Annotated in this window: 16 protein-coding genes and 4 tRNA genes; 6 read left to right on the top strand and 14 right to left on the bottom strand. The window is 70.9% G+C overall.

Annotated elements, in window-relative coordinates:
• The 4 genes from WFQ05_RS17895 to WFQ05_RS17880 all read right to left on the bottom strand — a co-directional run.
• Positions 1-579 (bottom strand): GTP-binding protein (locus tag WFQ05_RS17895; RefSeq protein WP_337054787.1); only part of this gene is annotated, 579 nt, incomplete at its 3' end.
• Between the two features lie 51 nt (positions 580-630).
• Positions 631-706, bottom strand: a tRNA-Thr gene (locus WFQ05_RS17890).
• 53 nt (positions 707-759) lie between these two features.
• A tRNA-Gly gene (locus WFQ05_RS17885) sits at positions 760-833 on the bottom strand.
• A 29-nt stretch (positions 834-862) separates the two neighbouring features.
• Positions 863-948: transfer RNA gene (locus tag WFQ05_RS17880), tRNA-Tyr, on the bottom strand.
• A gap of 127 nt (positions 949-1,075) precedes the next feature.
• On the opposite strand from WFQ05_RS17880, the gene WFQ05_RS17875 reads away from it, so the two are divergent.
• Positions 1,076-1,243 (top strand): hypothetical protein, encoded by a 168-nt coding sequence (locus WFQ05_RS17875; RefSeq protein WP_337054786.1) that lies wholly within the window; start codon positions 1,076-1,078, stop codon positions 1,241-1,243.
• Between the two features lie 12 nt (positions 1,244-1,255).
• Entirely contained in the window at positions 1,256-2,416 is a 1,161-nt protein-coding gene (locus WFQ05_RS17870; RefSeq protein ID WP_337054785.1) for an isovaleryl-CoA dehydrogenase, read from the top strand.
• A gap of 218 nt (positions 2,417-2,634) precedes the next feature.
• On the opposite strand, the gene ychF is transcribed toward WFQ05_RS17870, so the two are convergent.
• From ychF to WFQ05_RS17830, 8 genes are all read right to left on the bottom strand, one after another.
• A complete protein-coding gene (ychF, locus tag WFQ05_RS17865) occupies positions 2,635-3,726 on the bottom strand; it encodes a redox-regulated ATPase YchF (protein WP_130515936.1) in 1,092 nt (363 codons plus the stop codon).
• A 79-nt stretch (positions 3,727-3,805) separates the two neighbouring features.
• Positions 3,806-4,387 (bottom strand): aminoacyl-tRNA hydrolase, encoded by a 582-nt coding sequence (gene pth / locus WFQ05_RS17860; RefSeq protein WP_337054784.1) that lies wholly within the window; start codon positions 4,385-4,387, stop codon positions 3,806-3,808.
• A gap of 54 nt (positions 4,388-4,441) precedes the next feature.
• A complete protein-coding gene (locus WFQ05_RS17855) occupies positions 4,442-5,110 on the bottom strand; it encodes a 50S ribosomal protein L25/general stress protein Ctc (protein ID WP_130515932.1) in 669 nt (222 codons plus the stop codon).
• A 165-nt stretch (positions 5,111-5,275) separates the two neighbouring features.
• A complete protein-coding gene (locus WFQ05_RS17850; RefSeq protein WP_130515930.1) occupies positions 5,276-6,235 on the bottom strand; it encodes a ribose-phosphate diphosphokinase in 960 nt (319 codons plus the stop codon).
• 149 nt (positions 6,236-6,384) lie between these two features.
• Positions 6,385-6,462, bottom strand: a tRNA-Gln gene (locus WFQ05_RS17845).
• 5 nt (positions 6,463-6,467) lie between these two features.
• A complete protein-coding gene (gene ispE, locus WFQ05_RS17840; protein WP_337054783.1) occupies positions 6,468-7,334 on the bottom strand; it encodes a 4-(cytidine 5'-diphospho)-2-C-methyl-D-erythritol kinase in 867 nt (288 codons plus the stop codon).
• Between the two features lie 11 nt (positions 7,335-7,345).
• Positions 7,346-7,993, bottom strand: a complete 648-nt coding sequence (gene lolB / locus WFQ05_RS17835; protein ID WP_337054781.1) for a lipoprotein insertase outer membrane protein LolB — start codon at positions 7,991-7,993, stop codon at positions 7,346-7,348.
• Positions 7,990-9,672: a tetratricopeptide repeat protein gene (locus WFQ05_RS17830; protein WP_337054779.1), complete on the bottom strand. Its 1,683-nt coding sequence runs from the start codon at positions 9,670-9,672 to the stop codon at positions 7,990-7,992. Before WFQ05_RS17830 ends, lolB begins: the two co-directional genes overlap by 4 nt.
• Before the next feature lie 64 nt (positions 9,673-9,736).
• On the opposite strand from WFQ05_RS17830, the gene hemA reads away from it, so the two are divergent.
• Positions 9,737-11,017, top strand: coding sequence for a glutamyl-tRNA reductase (hemA, locus tag WFQ05_RS17825; protein WP_130523406.1), 1,281 nt, complete (start codon positions 9,737-9,739; stop codon positions 11,015-11,017).
• Positions 10,995-12,077 carry a peptide chain release factor 1 gene (gene prfA / locus WFQ05_RS17820; protein WP_337054778.1) on the top strand — a complete coding sequence of 361 codons (1,083 nt, stop codon included), beginning with the start codon at positions 10,995-10,997 and terminating at the stop codon, positions 12,075-12,077. Before hemA ends, prfA begins: the two co-directional genes overlap by 23 nt.
• Before the next feature lie 438 nt (positions 12,078-12,515).
• On the opposite strand, the gene WFQ05_RS17815 is transcribed toward prfA, so the two are convergent.
• Both WFQ05_RS17815 and WFQ05_RS17810 read right to left on the bottom strand, forming a co-directional pair.
• Positions 12,516-13,262, bottom strand: coding sequence for a hypothetical protein (locus WFQ05_RS17815; RefSeq protein WP_337054777.1), 747 nt, complete (start codon positions 13,260-13,262; stop codon positions 12,516-12,518).
• Positions 13,259-13,768: an RNA polymerase sigma factor gene (locus WFQ05_RS17810; protein WP_130528926.1), complete on the bottom strand. Its 510-nt coding sequence runs from the start codon at positions 13,766-13,768 to the stop codon at positions 13,259-13,261. Before WFQ05_RS17810 ends, WFQ05_RS17815 begins: the two co-directional genes overlap by 4 nt.
• 34 nt (positions 13,769-13,802) lie before the next feature.
• Between WFQ05_RS17810 and WFQ05_RS17805 the strand changes: the two genes are divergently transcribed.
• Both WFQ05_RS17805 and WFQ05_RS17800 read left to right on the top strand, forming a co-directional pair.
• Positions 13,803-15,137, top strand: coding sequence for a S8 family serine peptidase (locus WFQ05_RS17805; protein WP_337054776.1), 1,335 nt, complete (start codon positions 13,803-13,805; stop codon positions 15,135-15,137).
• A gap of 83 nt (positions 15,138-15,220) precedes the next feature.
• A complete protein-coding gene (locus WFQ05_RS17800) occupies positions 15,221-16,105 on the top strand; it encodes a hypothetical protein (protein ID WP_337054775.1) in 885 nt (294 codons plus the stop codon).
• Positions 16,106-16,206: the final 101 nt, after the last annotated feature.

Genomic DNA, 16,206 nt, shown 5'->3' with positions numbered 1-16,206 from the left:
CTTCAGGATCGCCGGCACGCCGATCTCCGACTGGTCGCCTTCCAGCGCCAGACGGGCCGAACCGTGGATGATCGGGGTGTCGTCGCCCGGGAACTCGTACTTGCTCAGCAGCTCGCGGACTTCCATCTCCACCAGCTCCAGCAGCTCGGCGTCGTCCACCATGTCGGCCTTGTTCAGGAACACGACGATGTACGGCACGCCCACCTGGCGCGAGAGCAGGATGTGCTCGCGGGTCTGCGGCATCGGGCCGTCAGCGGCCGAGCACACCAGGATCGCACCGTCCATCTGGGCGGCGCCGGTGATCATGTTCTTCACGTAGTCGGCGTGGCCCGGGCAGTCCACGTGCGCGTAGTGGCGGCTCGGCGATTCGTATTCCACGTGCGCCGTGGAGATCGTGATGCCGCGCGCCTTCTCTTCCGGCGCCGCGTCGATCGCGTCGTAGGCCTTGAACTCGCCGCCGAAACGCTCCGCGCCCACCTTGGTCAGCGCCGCCGTCAGCGTCGTCTTGCCATGGTCAACGTGACCAATCGTGCCCACGTTCACGTGCGGCTTGGTGCGCTCGAACTTACCCTTTGCCATGGCTGCTTCTTCTCGGATCGTTAGATAAGAGGGTGAAACGTACTGCTTGGATGGTGCTCACGAAAGGAATCGAACCTTCGACCTCCTCCTTACCAAGGAGGTGCTCTACCGACTGAGCTACGTGAGCGTGAAACGTGTGGCAGCTGCGGACCATCTGGCGACGATGGAGCGGCAGTTCAATGGAGCGGGAGACGGGAATCGAACCCGCACCATCAGCTTGGAAGGCTGAGGTTCTACCGTTGAACTACTCCCGCGCCGGGATACCGCAACTGCTCAAACTTCTTGGTGGAGGGAGGTGGATTCGAACCACCGAAGGCGTAAGCCAGCAGATTTACAGTCTGCCCCCGTTGGCCGCTTGGGTATCCCTCCGGATGACGCTTGGGTCCGGCCTTTCGGGCCGGGGTGAAACAGCCGGTGATTCTGGCGTGGGATCGATGTGCTGTCAACGACTGCGCGAGGATCCTGCCCGATTCACCGGTGCGCCTGGAGCGGGCGCATGCTCACCTTCGCAGGCGAGCCCCGCGGCGGCCTGCCGCGGGGGCGCGCATTGTGGCAGGCAATGGCCGCCACGGGAAGCACCATGTTGCCCTGCGGCGTGCCATCACGGGCGCTCGTCTTCAGCCTGTATGGTGCGCAGCGCGTCGAATCGTGGCGTGGCGCCTGACTTCGGAGACTCATGACACAGGATTTCAGCTTCGAGCTTGGCGAGGACATCGACCAGCTCCGCGACGCCGTGCGCACGTTTTCCAGCGAGGTGATCGCCCCGCTGGCCGACCAGGCCGACCGCGACAACGCCTTCCCCAACGCGCTGTGGCCGCAGTTGGGGCAGATGGGCCTGCTCGGCCTGACCGTGGAGGAGGAGTACGGCGGCACGGCGCTGGGCTATCTGGCGCATGTGGTGGCCATGGAGGAGATCTCGCGCGCGTGCTCGGCCATCGGCCTGTCCTACGGCGCGCATTCCAACCTGTGCGTCAACCAGCTGCGCAAGAACGGCGACGCCGCGCAGAAGGCCCGCTACCTGCCCAAGCTGGTCAGCGGCGAGCACATCGGCGCGCTGGCGATGAGCGAGGCCGGGGCCGGCTCGGACGTGGTCGGCATGAAGCTGCGGGCGGACCGGCGCGGCGATCGCTACCTGCTCAACGGCACCAAGATGTGGATCACCAACGGGCCCGACGCGCATACGCTGGTGGTGTACGCCAAGACCGATGCGGCGGCCGGGGCGCGCGGCATCACGGCGTTCATCGTCGAACGCGGGTTCAAGGGCTTTTCCACCGCGCAGAAGCTGGACAAGCTGGGCATGCGCGGGTCGAACACCTGCGAGCTGGTGTTCGAGGACTGCGAGGTGCCCGAGGAGAACATCCTGGGCGGCCTGGGCCAGGGCGTGAAGGTGCTGATGTCCGGCCTGGACTACGAGCGCATCGTGCTCTCCGGCGGTCCGCTGGGGATCATGGCCGCGTGCCTGGACACGGTGCTGCCCTATGTGCGCCAGCGGCGGCAGTTCGGCCGGCCGATCGGCGAGTTCGAGCTGATGCAGGGCAAGCTGGCCGACATGTACGTGGGCTTCAACGCCTGCCGCGCCTACGTGTACGCGGTGGCGCGGGCCTGCGACCGCGGCCGCAGCACGCGCAAGGACGCGGCCGGGGCGATCCTCTACAGCGCCGAGAAGGCCACCTGGATGGCCGGACAGGCGATCCAGGCGCTGGGCGGCAACGGCTACATCAACGAGTACCCGACCGGGCGGCTGTGGCGCGACGCCAAGCTCTACGAGATCGGCGCGGGCACCTCGGAGATCCGGCGCATGCTGATCGGGCGTGAACTGGTGGGCCGCTCGGATTGAGCGGTCCGGCGCGATCCGGGAACGGCTGATGCCTGCCGTGTCCGCAGCGCCCAGCGCCCTTGGCTAACTGCGCCAAGGTTGCTGGGTTCCCGCGCTCAGGGGAACGACGACATGAGGCCTGTCAGCGACCCCCAGGGCGCATTCAACGAAAAGGCCGCGCAATGCGCGGCCTTTTCGTGACGACTTGGCAATAGCGACCCGGCAGGCTGCGGCCGGCTTCAGACGTTGAAGCGGAAGTGCAGGATGTCGCCTTCCTGCACCTTGTACTCCTTGCCTTCCAGGCGCAGGCGCCCGGCTTCCTTGGCCCCCGCCTCGCCCTTGTACTTGATGAAATCGTCGTAGGCGATGGTCTCGGCGCGGATGAAGCCCTTCTCGAAGTCGGTGTGGATCACCGCCGCGGCCTTGGGCGCCGTGGAGCCGGCCTTGACCGTCCAGGCGCGCACTTCCTGCACGCCGGCGGTGAAGTAGGTCTGCAGGCCGAGCAGCTGGTAGGCGGCGCGGATCACGCGGTTCAGGCCGGGCTCTTCCAGGCCCAGGTCGGCCAGGAAGGCGTCGCGGTCGGCGTCCTCCAGCTGCGAGAGCTCCTCCTCGATCGCCGCCGACACCGGCACCACCTGGGCGCCTTCGGCCTGGGCGCGGGCGCGCACGGCGTCCAGGTGCGGGTTGTTCTCGAAGCCGTCCTCCAGCACGTTGGCGATGTACATCACCGGCTTGAGGGTGAGCAGGAACAGATCGCGCACCAGCGCCTTCTCCTCCTCGTCCAGGCCGGCCGCACGACCGGGCTTGCCGTCGTCCAGCGCCTTGCGCAGCTTCTCCAGCACCGGCTTGCGCGCGATCATCTCCTTGTCGCCGCCCTTGGCGCCGCGCTCGGCGCGATTGAGCGCCTTCTCCACGCTGTCCAGGTCGGCCAGCGCCAGCTCGGTGTCGATGGTCTCGATGTCCGAGATCGGATCGACCTTGTTGTTCACGTGGATGATGTCGCCATGCTCGAAGCAGCGCACCACGTGGGTGATCGCATCGACCTCACGGATGTGCGCCAGGAACTTGTTGCCCAGGCCCTCACCGCTGGCCGCACCGGCGACCAGGCCGGCGATGTCGACGAACTCCACCGCCGTGGGCACGACCCGCTGCGGCTTGACGATCTCGGCCAGCGCGCCCAGGCGCGGATCCGGCACCGGCACCACACCCACGTTGGGCTCGATGGTGCAGAACGGGAAATTGGCCGCGGCGATGCCCGCCTTGGTCAACGCGTTGAAGAGGGTCGACTTGCCGACGTTCGGCAGACCGACGATGCCGCATTTGATGCCCATGTGTGTAATCCGGGAATGGAGAATCGGGAATAGGGAATCGAAGAGCGTGGCCGCCTTTCCATTCCCCATTCCCCATTCCCTATTTGCCCTGTGTATGCAACCGCTTCATCGCCTCGTTGAAATCGCCGGCCACTGCCAGGGGCAGCACGTCCAGCGCGTCGTCGATCGCTCGGCCGATCAGGATTTCGTCGTCCGCGCTCGGTCGGCCCAGCACCCACCCGGTGACCTTGTCCTTGTGGCCGGGATGGCCGATGCCGATGCGCAGGCGGCCGAAGCGCGCGTGGCCCAGCAGTCTGATGATGTCGCGCAGCCCGTTCTGGCCGCCGTGGCCGCCGTCGAACTTCAGGCGCGCGATGCCGGGCGGCAGGTCCAGTTCGTCGTGGACCAGCAGCGTCTGCTCGGGCTCGAGCTTCCAGAAGCGCAGGGCCGCCACGACCGACTTGCCCGATAGATTCATGTAGGTGGCCGGCTTGAGCAGGCGCACCGTCTGCCCGCCAAGGCTGACCTGGGCGGTCTCGCCGAACAGCTTGGCGTCCACGGCGAAGCGCGCGCCCAGCTGCATGGCGAGGGTGTCGACAAAACGGAACCCGGCGTTGTGCCGGGTCCGCAGGTGTTCGGTTCCGGGATTTCCCAGTCCGACGATGAGACGCACGCCTTCCATCGAAGGTTCGCCGAACCGCCGGGACGCGCCGCTGGCGCGCCCCGGCGCGTCCGGTTACTCGGCGTCCTTGGCTTCGCTGTCGTCGGCGACCTTGGCGGCCGGCACGTCGGCCGACGCCTCGCCCTCGGCGGACTCGTCCTCGACCTTGACGTACTTGGCGGTGACCACGGCCACGTCGTGCTCGGCGCCCAGCTTCAGCTCCGGCAGTTCCACGCCCTTGGGCAGCTTGAGCTGCGAGAGGTGGATCACGTCGCCGACGGCCAGGTTGGACAGGTCCAGCTCGATGAACTCGGGCAGGTCGCCCGGCAGGCACTCGACCACGACTTCGTTGAGCTCGTGGGCGACCACGACGTCGGCGGCCTTGCCGGCCGGCGAGGTGTCCTGGCCCAGGAAGTGCAGCGGCACGGCGGTGCGGATGGACTCCTTGTCGTTCACGCGCTGGAAGTCCAGGTGCATGATCTGCTGCTTGTACGGATGGCGCTGCATGTCACGCAGCAGCACCTTCTGCACGTCGCCGTTGAGGCTCAGCGAGAGGATCGAGGAGTAGAACCAGTCGTGCTGGCTGGCCAGCCAGACGTCGTTGTGGCTCAGCTGGATGCTGACCGGCTTGAGGTCGCCACCGTAGACGATGGCGGGGACGCTACCGGCGTGACGCAGGCGGCGGCTCGCACCCTTCCCCCCGTCCTCGCGGCGCTCCACCTTGATTTCATGTGTCGTTGCCATGGGTTTTTCACTTCTTTGCTTGAGTAAGCCACCTCGCGGTGGCGATGCGACTCCCCCGCGACCAGGAGAGCCGTTGGAAGGCCGGGATTCGGCATTCGGGATTGGGGATTCGCCAAGCGCGCTAACGCCCTGCGAATCGCCAATGCCCAATCCCCAATCCCGACCTCAATCCACGTACAGCGAGCTGACCGACTCGCCGAAGGCGATGCGGCGGATGGTCTCGGCCAGCATGCTGGCCACCGACAGCTGGCGGATCTTGCTGCAGCCCTTGGCCGCATCCGACAGCGGGATGGTGTCGGTGACCACCAGCTCGTCCAGCACCGACTTGTTGAGGTTGTCCACGGCCGGGCCGGACAGCACCGGATGGGTGCAGTAGGCGGCGACCTTGGTCGCACCCCGGTCCTTCAGCGCCGCGGCGGCGGCGCACAGGGTGCCGGCGGTGTCGACGATGTCGTCGACCATCACGCACTCCTTGCCCTCGACGTCGCCGATGATGTTCATCACCGTGGACACGTTGGCGCGCGGACGGCGCTTGTCGATGATCGCCAGCTCCGCATCGTCCAGGCGCTTGGCGACCGCGCGGGCGCGCACCACGCCGCCCACGTCCGGCGAGACCACCATCATCTTGTCGGTGCCGTAGGCGCGCCAGATGTCGGCCAGCAGCAGCGGCGAGGCGTAGACGTTGTCGACCGGGATGTCGAAGAACCCCTGGATCTGGTCGGCGTGCAGATCGACGGTGAGCACGCGGTCGGCGTTGACCGCGCTGAACATCTTGGCGGCGACCTTGGCGGTGATCGGCACGCGCGAGGAGCGCAGTCGACGATCCTGACGCGAGTAGCCGAAGTACGGCACCACCGCGGTGACGCTGGCGGCGCTGGCGCGCTTGAGCGCGTCGATGATCACCAGCAGCTCCATCAGGTTCTCGGCGCTGGGCGCGCAGGTCGGCTGGATCACGAACACCTCCTGCCGGCGCACGTTCTCCTCGATCTCCACCTGCACTTCGCCGTCGGAGAAGCGCGAGACCATCGCCTTGCCCGGACGCACGCCGAGTTCGCGGCAGATGCTGTGGGCCAGCGGCTTGTTGGCGTTGCCGGAAAAGACCAGCAGGCTGCGATCGTCTTGCATGGGGAATCTCGTGGGACAGCGGCAGGAAAACGGGATGGACGGCACTGCGCGGGCGCCGGACTGCGTGGCGTGCAGGCCGAGGACTCGCCTTGCGCGTCCCGGGTCAATGAGGCAACCGGTCGGGCCGCGCGCGCATGCGATGAGGACATTGGCTGGGGCGGTAGGATTCGAACCTACGAAATGCCGGGATCAAAACCCGGTGCCTTAGGCCTCTTGGCGACGCCCCAGTGGATCAGTCCTTGCGTGCGCTCCCGTCCAGGGCGTCCAGCAGGGGCGAACGCGCCGCCCCGGCCACCACCCAGCCGCGCAGTTCGCTCGGCAGCAAGGCCAGTCCGGCCTGGGCGGCCTGAAGGCTTGCGAACTCCACGAAACAGCCGCTGCCCGTCCCCGTCAGTCGTGGCGTCCCGATGCGCGAGAGCGTGGCGAAGACCGCCTCGATGGCAGGTTCGCGACGACGCAGCACCGGCTCGAACACGTTGTCGGGCACGGATCCGGAAAGGAAGTCCGCTATTTTCACGGGTGCGGCATTGCGCGTCAAATCCGGGGAGTCGAACAGGACCGGCGTGGCGACATGCAGGCCGGGGTCGACCAGCACGTACCAGGCCGGCGGCAGCGCGATCGGGGTCAGGCGCTCGCCGACGCCTTCGGCCCAGGCGTTGCGCCCGCGCACGAAGATCGGCACGTCCGCGCCCAGCGTCAGGCCCAGCGCGGCCAGCGCGTCCTCGCCCAGGGCCGTGCCCCAGAGGTGGTCCAGGACGCGCAGGACGGTGGCGGCATCGGACGAACCGCCGCCGAAGCCACCGCCGGCCGGAATACGCTTTTCGACGCGGATATCCGCACCAAGCACGACGTTGGCGTGTTTTTGCAGCAATTTGGCGGCACGAACTAGCAGGTCGTCGGCCTCCGCCACGCCCGGCACCGAGTCGCCGACGCGGGCGATTACCCCGTCCTGGCGCAGCCGGATGCCGACCGTGTCGCCCCATTCGAGCAGCCGGAAGGCGCTCTGCAGTTCGTGGTAGCCGTCCGGGCGGCGGCCGGTGATGCGCAGACACAGGTTCAGCTTGGCCGGCGCCGGCCACCAGGACCAGCCGCCGGACACGGGGGGCTGGCTCATGGCGTCGCGACGGCCGGTTGCCAGGTGTCGACGATCAGGCGCACGCGCGCGCCGCCGCGCTGGGCCTCGATCCGCGCCGGCAGTGCCGGCGTGCCGTCCGCCGCCGGCGGCTGCCAGGCGGTGAAGTCGATGGTCCAGCCACCCTGCTGCAGCTGGGACAGCTGCCCGTCGGCACCGTAGGCGAGCCGGGCCGGCGCCAGCGTCGGCGCGGCCTGGCCGCGGATCCAGTAGGCCAGGGCCTGCACGGGAATCTCCCAGCCGGTGGTCTCCAGCAGCAGCTGGCCGGCGTCGGCACCCTCGCGCGGGCCGCCGTCGACGCCCTCCAGCCGCACCTGCCCGGGGCTGCCGACCAGGCGCCAGGTCTGGCGCGTGACCGGGGCGGCGAGCGCGACATCGAACGCGTCGCCGCGCTGGGTCCAGTCGATGCGGCCGCTGCCGCCCTTGTCGGCGCGGCGGATCGCCACCCGCCCGGTCATCGACCAGTCGCGGTGGGCGGCCAGCCAGGTCTCGCGCGCGGCCTGGGCATCGGCCGCGATACCAGCATCGACCGGGGTCGGCGCCGGCCCACGCACGCCGGGGCTGGCGCAGCCGGCCAGCAGCAGGACGCCGCACAGCGCGGCCACGGACAGGAGGCGAGCGGTCATGCGCCGGTCTTCTCCAGCGCGCGCTGCAGCGAGCGGTTGTCCGGATCGAGCCGGCGCGCCTCGTCGAACAGCTTGCGCGCCTCCTCGTGCTGGCCCTTCTCCCAGAGCAGCTGGCCCAGGTGGGCGGCGATCTCCGGGTCCTTCATCAGTGTGTAGGCGCGGCGCAGCTGCACCAGCGCCTCGTCCTTGCGACCCAGGCGATAGAGCACCCAGCCGTAGCTGTCGATGATGGCCGCCTCGTCCGGCGCCGCGGCGCGGGCGCGGTCGATCAGCTCCAGCGCCTCCTTGTAGCGGTCGGTGCGGTCGGCCAGGGTGTAGCCCAGCGCGTTGAGCGCGGCGGTGTTGGTCGGGTCGGTGACCAGCACGCGGCGCAGGTCGGCCTCGGCGCGGTCGATGCGGTCGCGCCGCTCCCAGGCCAGGCCGCGCGCGTAGAGCAGGTTGTTGTCGTCGGGATAGGCGGCCAGGCCGCGGGCCAGGGCGTCCAGTTCGCCGGCATCGTCGTCGTGCTTCTGGCGCAGTTCGGCCTCCAGCAGGTAGGCGTCGCGGCGGGCGGATTCGTCGATGGACGCGTCGGCCTGCATGGCATGGACCCGGGCGAAGGCCTCGTCGGTGCGGCCGAGCTGGTCGAGGGTGCCGATCGCGCGCAGGCGCGCCTCGATCGCGTGCTCGCCGGCGCCGACGCCCTCGTACCACCCCAGCGCGTCCTGCGGGCGCTTGAGGTATTCGGCGATCTGGCCCAGCAGCAGGCGCTGGGCCGGGTCCTGCGCCTCGGCCGAGGCCTTGGCCTCGTCGTACAGCGCGGCCAGGCCGGCGTCGTCCTGGGCCTTGGCCAGCAGCGAGGCGCGCAAACCGAAGCTGCGCGTGTCCTGCGGCCCCTTGGCCAGGGCGGCGGCGGCCAGCGCGGGCGAGCCCAGGTGGTCGTATTCAGCGGCCACGCCCAGACGCACCGACGGGTCCAGGTTGGCCTGGCCCTGCAGGTCGGCCAGCACCTGGCGGGCCTGGTCGAGCTTGCCGGCCTGGCGCAGCTGGCTGGCATGCAGCAGGGCCACGCGCGGATTGACCGGGAAGCGCTTGACCACCTCGCCGACGATGCGTTCGGCCAGCGCCGGCTGGTCCAGCGACTGGGCCAGGCCGCCGAAGGCCAGCCAGGCGGTCAGGTCGTTCGGCAGGGCCTTGTCGTCCAGCAGCTGGCCGAGCAGGCGCCCGGCCAGGGCCGGGTCGCGGCCGCCGCTGCCCAGCACGGTCAGCGCGTAGCGCCAGGCCTGCGGGTCCTGGTCGCGCAGCAGGGATTCGAGCTGGCGCCGGGCCACGCGCTCGCGGCCCTCGCGCAGCGCCACGGTCGCCTGGGCCGCGCGCATGGCCAGCGAACTGGGCGCGCGCTGCTGCCACAGCGCCAGCGCCTGCGCGGCGCGCGCGTCGTCGTTGGCCAGCAGGGCGATGCGGGTGGCCAGTTCGGCCAGGCCCACGTCGTGGCCGGCCTGGGCGGCCTGCAGGTACCAGCGCGCGGCCTCGGGCAGCTTGCCGGCCTGCAGGGCGAATTCGCCGGCCATGACCGGCTCGAGCACCGCGCCGGTCGTCCCGCCTGACGGGACGGACTCCTTGGCGAGCACCGCGGCAGAGGATGCGAATCCGGCAACGAACAGCAGCAACGGCGGGACGAAACGCATCTTTGCGGGCATTAGGGGGAACCGGGCCGTAAAATGGCGGGCAACAACACGCCAGCAGCTTAGCGCAAGCCCCGAAATGACGTTGTGGGTCCTTGGACTGAATCACCAGACCGCGCCGGTCACCCTGCGCGAACGGGTGGCGTTTGCCGGCGAGGCGCTGCCGGCGGCGCTGGACGCGCTGCGCGCCCTGCCGCAGGTCAGCGAGGCCGCGCTGCTGTCCACCTGCAATCGGACCGAGCTCTACGCCGTGGCCGACGACGCCACGCCGCTGGTGCAGTGGCTGGCCGCGCATGGCGAGGGGCTGGACACGTATCTGTATCGCCACCGCGATGCCGAGGCCGTGCGCCACCTGTTCCGCGTGGCCACCGGGCTGGATTCCATGGTGCTGGGCGAACCGCAGATCCTGGGCCAGGTGAAGGACGCCTGGGCTCTGGCGCGCGAGCATCAGGCGCTGGGCAACGGCCTTGACCGGCTGTTCCAGCAGGCCTTCGCCGTGGCCAAGCGCGCGCGCACCGACACCCGCGTCGGCGCCAACCCGGTGTCGGTGGCCTCCACCGCGGTGCGGCTGGCGCAGAACTCCTTCGCCCGCCTGAGCGACTCGACCGTGCTGCTGGTCGGCGCCGGCGAGACCATCGAGCTGGCCGCCCGGCACCTGAGCGAGGGCAAGGTGCGGCGCCTGCTGATCGCCAACCGCACCCTGGCCCATGCCCAGGCGCTGGCCAGCCAGCACGGCGGCTATGCCCTGCCCCTGGACGAACTGGACCGCCACCTGGCCGAGGCCGACGTGGTGTTCTCCGCCACCGCCGCGCGCGAGCCGGTGATCAGCCGCGCGCAGGTCGCCCAGGCGCTGACGCGACGCCGGCACAAGCCGATGATGCTGTTCGACCTGGCCGTGCCGCGCGACATCGAGGCCAGCGTCGCCGACCTGGCCGACGCCTATCTCTATACGGTCGACGACCTGGAGCGCGCGGTCGAGGAAAACCGCCGCAGCCGCCGCCAGGCCGCCGACGAGGCCGAGGCCATCATCGACCTGCAGGTGGCGCGCTTCGTCGAGACCCTGCAGGCCGCCCCGCGCCAGGAACCGCTCAAGCGCCTGCGCGCCTACGGCGAGACCACCCGCCGCGACGCGTTGGAGAAGGCCCAGGCGCAGCTGGCCAACGGCCGCGATCCGGCCCAGGTGCTGGAGCAGCTGGCCCACACCCTGACCAATCGCCTGCTGCACCCGCCGACCGCCGCCCTGCGCGAAGCGGCGCTGCGCGGCGATACCGAACTCACCCGCGCCGCCGAACGGCTGTTCCCGGCCAAGGCCCCCTACTCCCACGCCACGTTACCCGATGACGCCGACCCTGCGCCGTAAGCTGGAGGCGCTGGCCGAGCGTCGCGAAGAACTCGAACGCCTGCTCGCAGACCCGTCCGTCGTCGCCGATACCACGCGCTTCCGCGATCTCTCGCGCGAGTTCGCCCAGCTGGCGCCGCTGGCCAGCGCGCTGGACGCCGAGGCGCGCGCCAAGGCCGACCTGGTCGCCGCCGAGGCGCTGCGCGCCGACCCGGAGATGCGCGAGCTGGCCGAAGAGGAAATCGCCACCGCGCAGACGCGCCTGGCCGAGCTGGAGGACGAACTGCTGGCCCTGCTGGTCCCGCGCGATCCGCGCGACGAGGGCAACCTGTTCCTGGAGGTGCGCGCCGGCACCGGCGGCGACGAGGCGGCGATCTTCGCCGGCGACCTGTTCCGCATGTACGCGCGCTACGCCGAGCGCCAGGGCTGGAAGGTGGAAGTGGAATCCGACAGCCCCGGCGAGCACGGCGGCTACAAGGAAGTGGTGGCGCGCATCGTCGGCCGCGGCGCCTATTCCCGGCTGAAGTTCGAATCGGGCACCCATCGCGTGCAGCGCGTGCCGGCGACCGAATCGCAGGGCCGCATCCACACCTCCGCCGCGACGGTGGCGATCATCCCCGAGGCCGACGAGGTCGAGGAGATCGTGATCAACCCGGCCGATCTGAAGGTCGACACCTTCCGCTCCTCCGGCGCCGGCGGCCAGCACGTCAACAAGACCGACTCGGCGATCCGCATCACCCACGTGCCGACCGGCGTGGTGGTCGAATCGCAGACCGAACGCAGCCAGCACGCCAACCGCGACAAGGCCATGAAGCGGCTCAAGGCCCAGCTGCTGGACGCCGAACGCAGCCGGCAGGCCGCGGCCGAGGCGCAGACGCGCAAGCTGCAGGTCGGCAGCGGCGACCGCAGCCAGCGCATCCGCACCTACAACTTCCCGCAGGGCCGCATCACCGACCACCGCGTCGAGGGCCTGACCCTGTACGACCTGCCCAACATCATCGAAGGCGGCCTGGACGAGCTGATCGGCCGGCTGGCGCAGGAGCATCAGGCCGACGAACTGGCGCGGTTGGCTGAGAGTTGAGCCAAGCGCAGGCCGTCGACGCGCCTGCTGGGTGGATCAGGCCGTCGTTCCGGCACACGCGTATCGGGTCGAGGAACGGCGCGACAGGCTGAAGGCCAAGAGCCGCGGCGGGGAGAACCCGCGCCATCCATGCACTCGCGGACATGCATCAGTCCGTCATTCCCGCGAAGGCGGGAATCCATGGACGTGACGCTTCAGATCACAGGGCATCGGACCAGATGATGGCCGCCCGAGGCAGAACACCAACAGCCGTCGTTCCCGCGAACGCGGGAACCCAGTGCCTTCGAGTTTCCCGCGTCAACGTCCATGGGTTCCCGCGTTCGCGGGAACGACGGTAGTGGGGCTACGGGGGCTTTAAGCAGAAAGCAGACTGGGCAATGCATGCTTCCAGCATGCGAGGTCTCGCACGCCTTTGTGTTCCGCCAGCTTGCCCGGCAATCAGCGCCAGCCCGCCTTGCGCGCAGCCTGCTCCCCGCCGGCATCCAGCGCGTCGCCGTCGATACGCGCATCCACCGCATCGAGCACCGCCGGCGGCAGCGGCGAGGCAGCCTGCCTGAGCTCGCCCTGCGCGTGCTCGGCATCGCGCGCCAGCACCGGCAGCGACCAGCCCTGGGCGCCGCGGCAGGCCAGGCCCGCGGTCCTGGCCGATTCGACGCGGAAGGCACGGCAGTACTGCCCGTCCTGGTCGCGGAAGCTCAGGGCGATCTGCACCTTGCCCGCGCGGTCGGCGGAGAGCTGATCGTCCAGCGCGGCGGCCAGCGCGCCGCGCGCCTGCAGGCCATCGGCGCCCTGCACCCAATCCGCGCCGCCGGTGCCGCGCAGCCAGGGCAGCGCGATCACCGCCAGCACGACGCCGGCCGCCAGCGCGCCCAGGTGCGTCCACAGCGTGCGTGCGCGCTTGCGCGGCGGGAACGCCACCACGTTGCTCGGCGCCGCCGTCGGCTCGGCCGCGGGCTCGGGCGATGCCGCGCCGTGGCCCAGGACGAACTGCACCAGCGCGTCGGGCACCGGTTCTTCGAGCGCGGCCGCATGCGAGGTGCGCACACGCGCATCCAGGCGCCGCTGCCGCGCCACGCGCGCGGCCAGCTCCGGATCGCGCGCCAGGGCGGCATCGACCTGCGCCGCGTCCTGCGGGTCCAGTTCTTCGTCCAGGTAGGCCATCAGGGTGGCGTCGTCGATGTTCATGTCGCTTCTCCAGGTTCGCCCAGCAGGGCCTGCAACGCCTCGCGCCCACGCGCGAGTCGGCTGGTCAGGGTGCCGATCGGAATCTCCAGCACCTGCGCGGCCTCGCGGTAGGCCAGGCCTTCCACCAGCACCAGCGCGATGGCGCTGCGCTGTTCCTCCGGCAGGCGCGCCATCGCCGCCTCAACCGACAGGCGCAGCGCGTGCGCCCCGACCGCGTCCTCGCCGACCTGCTCGCCCAGCTCCGCATCGGCGAACACCTCCTGGCCGCGCCGGCGCGCGCGCACCTCGTCGATCCAGGCGTTGCGCACGATGCGATACAGCCAGGGATCCAGCGGCTGGGCCGGATCCCACTGCGCCGCGCGCGCCAGCGCGCGCTCGGCGGCGACCTGCAACAGGTCGTCCGCATCGTGCGGTGTGCCGGCCAGATTGCGTGCGTAACGGCGGAGTTTGGGCAGCCGCTCGCACAGCGCCTGGCGGAAAGACGGGCTCGCCGCGTCCTGCTTCATGCCTGATATACGATTGGGAAGCCAGATTGCTTCCATGACCCGCGCAACATTTTTCCCCCTGCCACGGCGATCCCAAGGCGGCGCGATCCTAGCGCAGACGGCTGCCCTTGCGGCGCTGCTGGCCTTTGCGCCGGTCGCCCTGGCCCAGCTGCAGCCGCTACCGCCCCTGCCGCAGGCCGCCGCGCCGATCACCCGGACGCTGGGGCAGGTCGTGGACCCGCTGATGCGCGACGCCACCACCCTGGCCGACCGCACCCTCACCCAGGCACGCCAGCTCGGCCAGCGCCAGCTGCTGCGCGAGCACCGCGACGTGCTCGATACCGACCCCAACGACAACGTGGTGATCCGCAGCCAGGTCCTGGCGCTGGCGCCGACCCCCGAGGCGCTGGAACGCGCGCGCCAGGCGGGCTTCACCGTCGAGGCGCCGCGCCGGCTCGACGGGCTGGACCTGGAGGTCGTGCCGCTGCGCGCGCCGACCGGCCAGTCCACGCGGCGGGCGGTCGAGGCGTTGCGCGCACTCGATCCGGCCGGCAGCTACGACTACGACCATCTCTATGCCAGCAGCGGCGCGGCCGAGGCGGCCAGCGGCGCTGCGGCGACGCCCGCCGCGGGGGCGGCGGCCACGCCCTGGCGCGTCGGCCTGGTCGACAGCGGCGTGGACGCCGGCCACCCCGCGTTGAAAGGCGCGCAGGTGCAGCGCTGGGGCTGCGACGACCAGCCGCATCCGGACCTGCACGGCACCGCGGTGGCCTCGCTGCTGGTCGGCGATGGCCAGCACGCGCAGCCCGGCGTGCAGCTGTTCGCCGCCGATGTGTATTGCGGCGCGCCCACCGGCGGCAATGCGCTGGACGTCGCCCAGGCCCTGGCCTGGCTGGCGCGGCAGCAGGTCCGCGTGGTCAATCTGAGTCTGGTCGGGCCGGACAATGCGCTGCTCAAGCGGGCGGTGGCCGCCGCCATCGGGCGCGGCATGGTCGTGGTCGCCGCGGTCGGCAACGATGGGCCGGCGGCGGCGCCGCTGTTTCCTTCGGCCTATCCGGAGGTGATCGGCGTGACCGCGGTCGATCCGCGCGATCGCGTCCTGCCCGAGGCCGGGCGCGGCCCGCAGGTGGATCTGGCGGCGGTCGGCGCGCAGGTGGAGGCCGCCGCGCCGGGTGGCAAGTTCGAACGCATGCGCGGCACCTCGTTCGCCGCCCCGCGCGTGGCCGCGCTCGCCGCGCAGGCCCTGGCCACGCATCCGGACGAGGATGCCGATGCCCTGCTCGCCGCCCTGGCGGCGCATGCGCGCGACCTCGGCAAGCCGGGCCCGGACCCGATCTACGGCCGCGGGCTGGTGCCGGGCACGCCAGATGAACAGGCGGCAACACGTTAGGAACGCCGGGAAGAAACTTCCTCAGCGGGCCGTAGTGCTTCCTGAAGGCAGCGGATTTCCCGCGCCAACGAGGGAGACATCTCATGCGTCACAACACTCTGACGTGGGCCACGGCCGCCATCATCGCGCTGGCCAGCACCGGTGCATCGGCTCAGATCCTGGGCGGCCTGGGCGGCCAGGTGGGCGGCGCCATCGGCGGCGCCGGCAACCTTGGCGGCCAGATCGGCGGCATCGGTGCGCCCGTGAACGGCATCGGCAACACCATCGACAACACCCGCGGCATGGCCGGCGACCGCCTGCAGCAGACCCGCAGCCGCGCCGAACGCGCCACCCAGCGCGCCCAGCAGCGCGCGTCGGACACCGTCGCGTCGGTGGGCGATCAGGCGCAGTCGGTCGGCGGCCAGGCGCAGGCGCTGGGCAGTGCCGTCGGTTCGGCCGCGTCGCTGACCGGTGACGCCAGCGGCACCGGCAACGCCGCCGCCAGCGCCTCGAACGGCGACCTGAGCGGTGCGCTCAACGGCGCCGGCAACGCGGCCGGCTCGGCCAGCCTCGACACCAGCGGCGTGACCAGCGCCGCCGAGTCCAGCGCGGCGCAGGCCGCCGGCTCGGCCCGCGCCGGCGCCAGCCAGGCCGTGCAGGGCGTGCGCAACACCGCCGGCCGCGTGCGCAATGGCGCGCAGGCCGCCGCGACCCGCGCCCAGGGCGGCGTGCAGGGCGCCGCCAGCCAGGTCGGCAGCGCCGCCTCGCAGGCCGGTGACAGCGCCGCGTCGACCAGCGCCAACGGCTCGGCCTCGGGCAACGCCAACGGCAGCGGCGCGCTGGGCAACAGCCTGGGCAACAGCACCAGCAACGCCGCCGCCTCCGGCAACACCAGCGGCAACGCCAGCGGCAGCGCCTCGCGCAATGGCGTGAACGCCTCGGTCGGCGGCTCGGCCAACGGGTCGGCCAACGCCAGCACCCAGCCGTAAGCGTCAGCTGCGGTCCGCACCGGCGCCGGCTTCCTTCGGGAGGCCGGCGCCTTTCGTTTGGACGCGGCCTTCGTTGAAGCCTCACCGCCCTGGGCTTAGGC

The organism is Pseudoxanthomonas sp. USHLN014 (assembly GCF_037153335.1).
Classification (GTDB): Bacteria; Pseudomonadota; Gammaproteobacteria; order Xanthomonadales; family Xanthomonadaceae; genus Pseudoxanthomonas_A; species Pseudoxanthomonas_A winnipegensis.
Note: the sequence above shows the minus strand (reverse complement) of the source record. Positions and strands in the feature narration are given on the sequence as shown.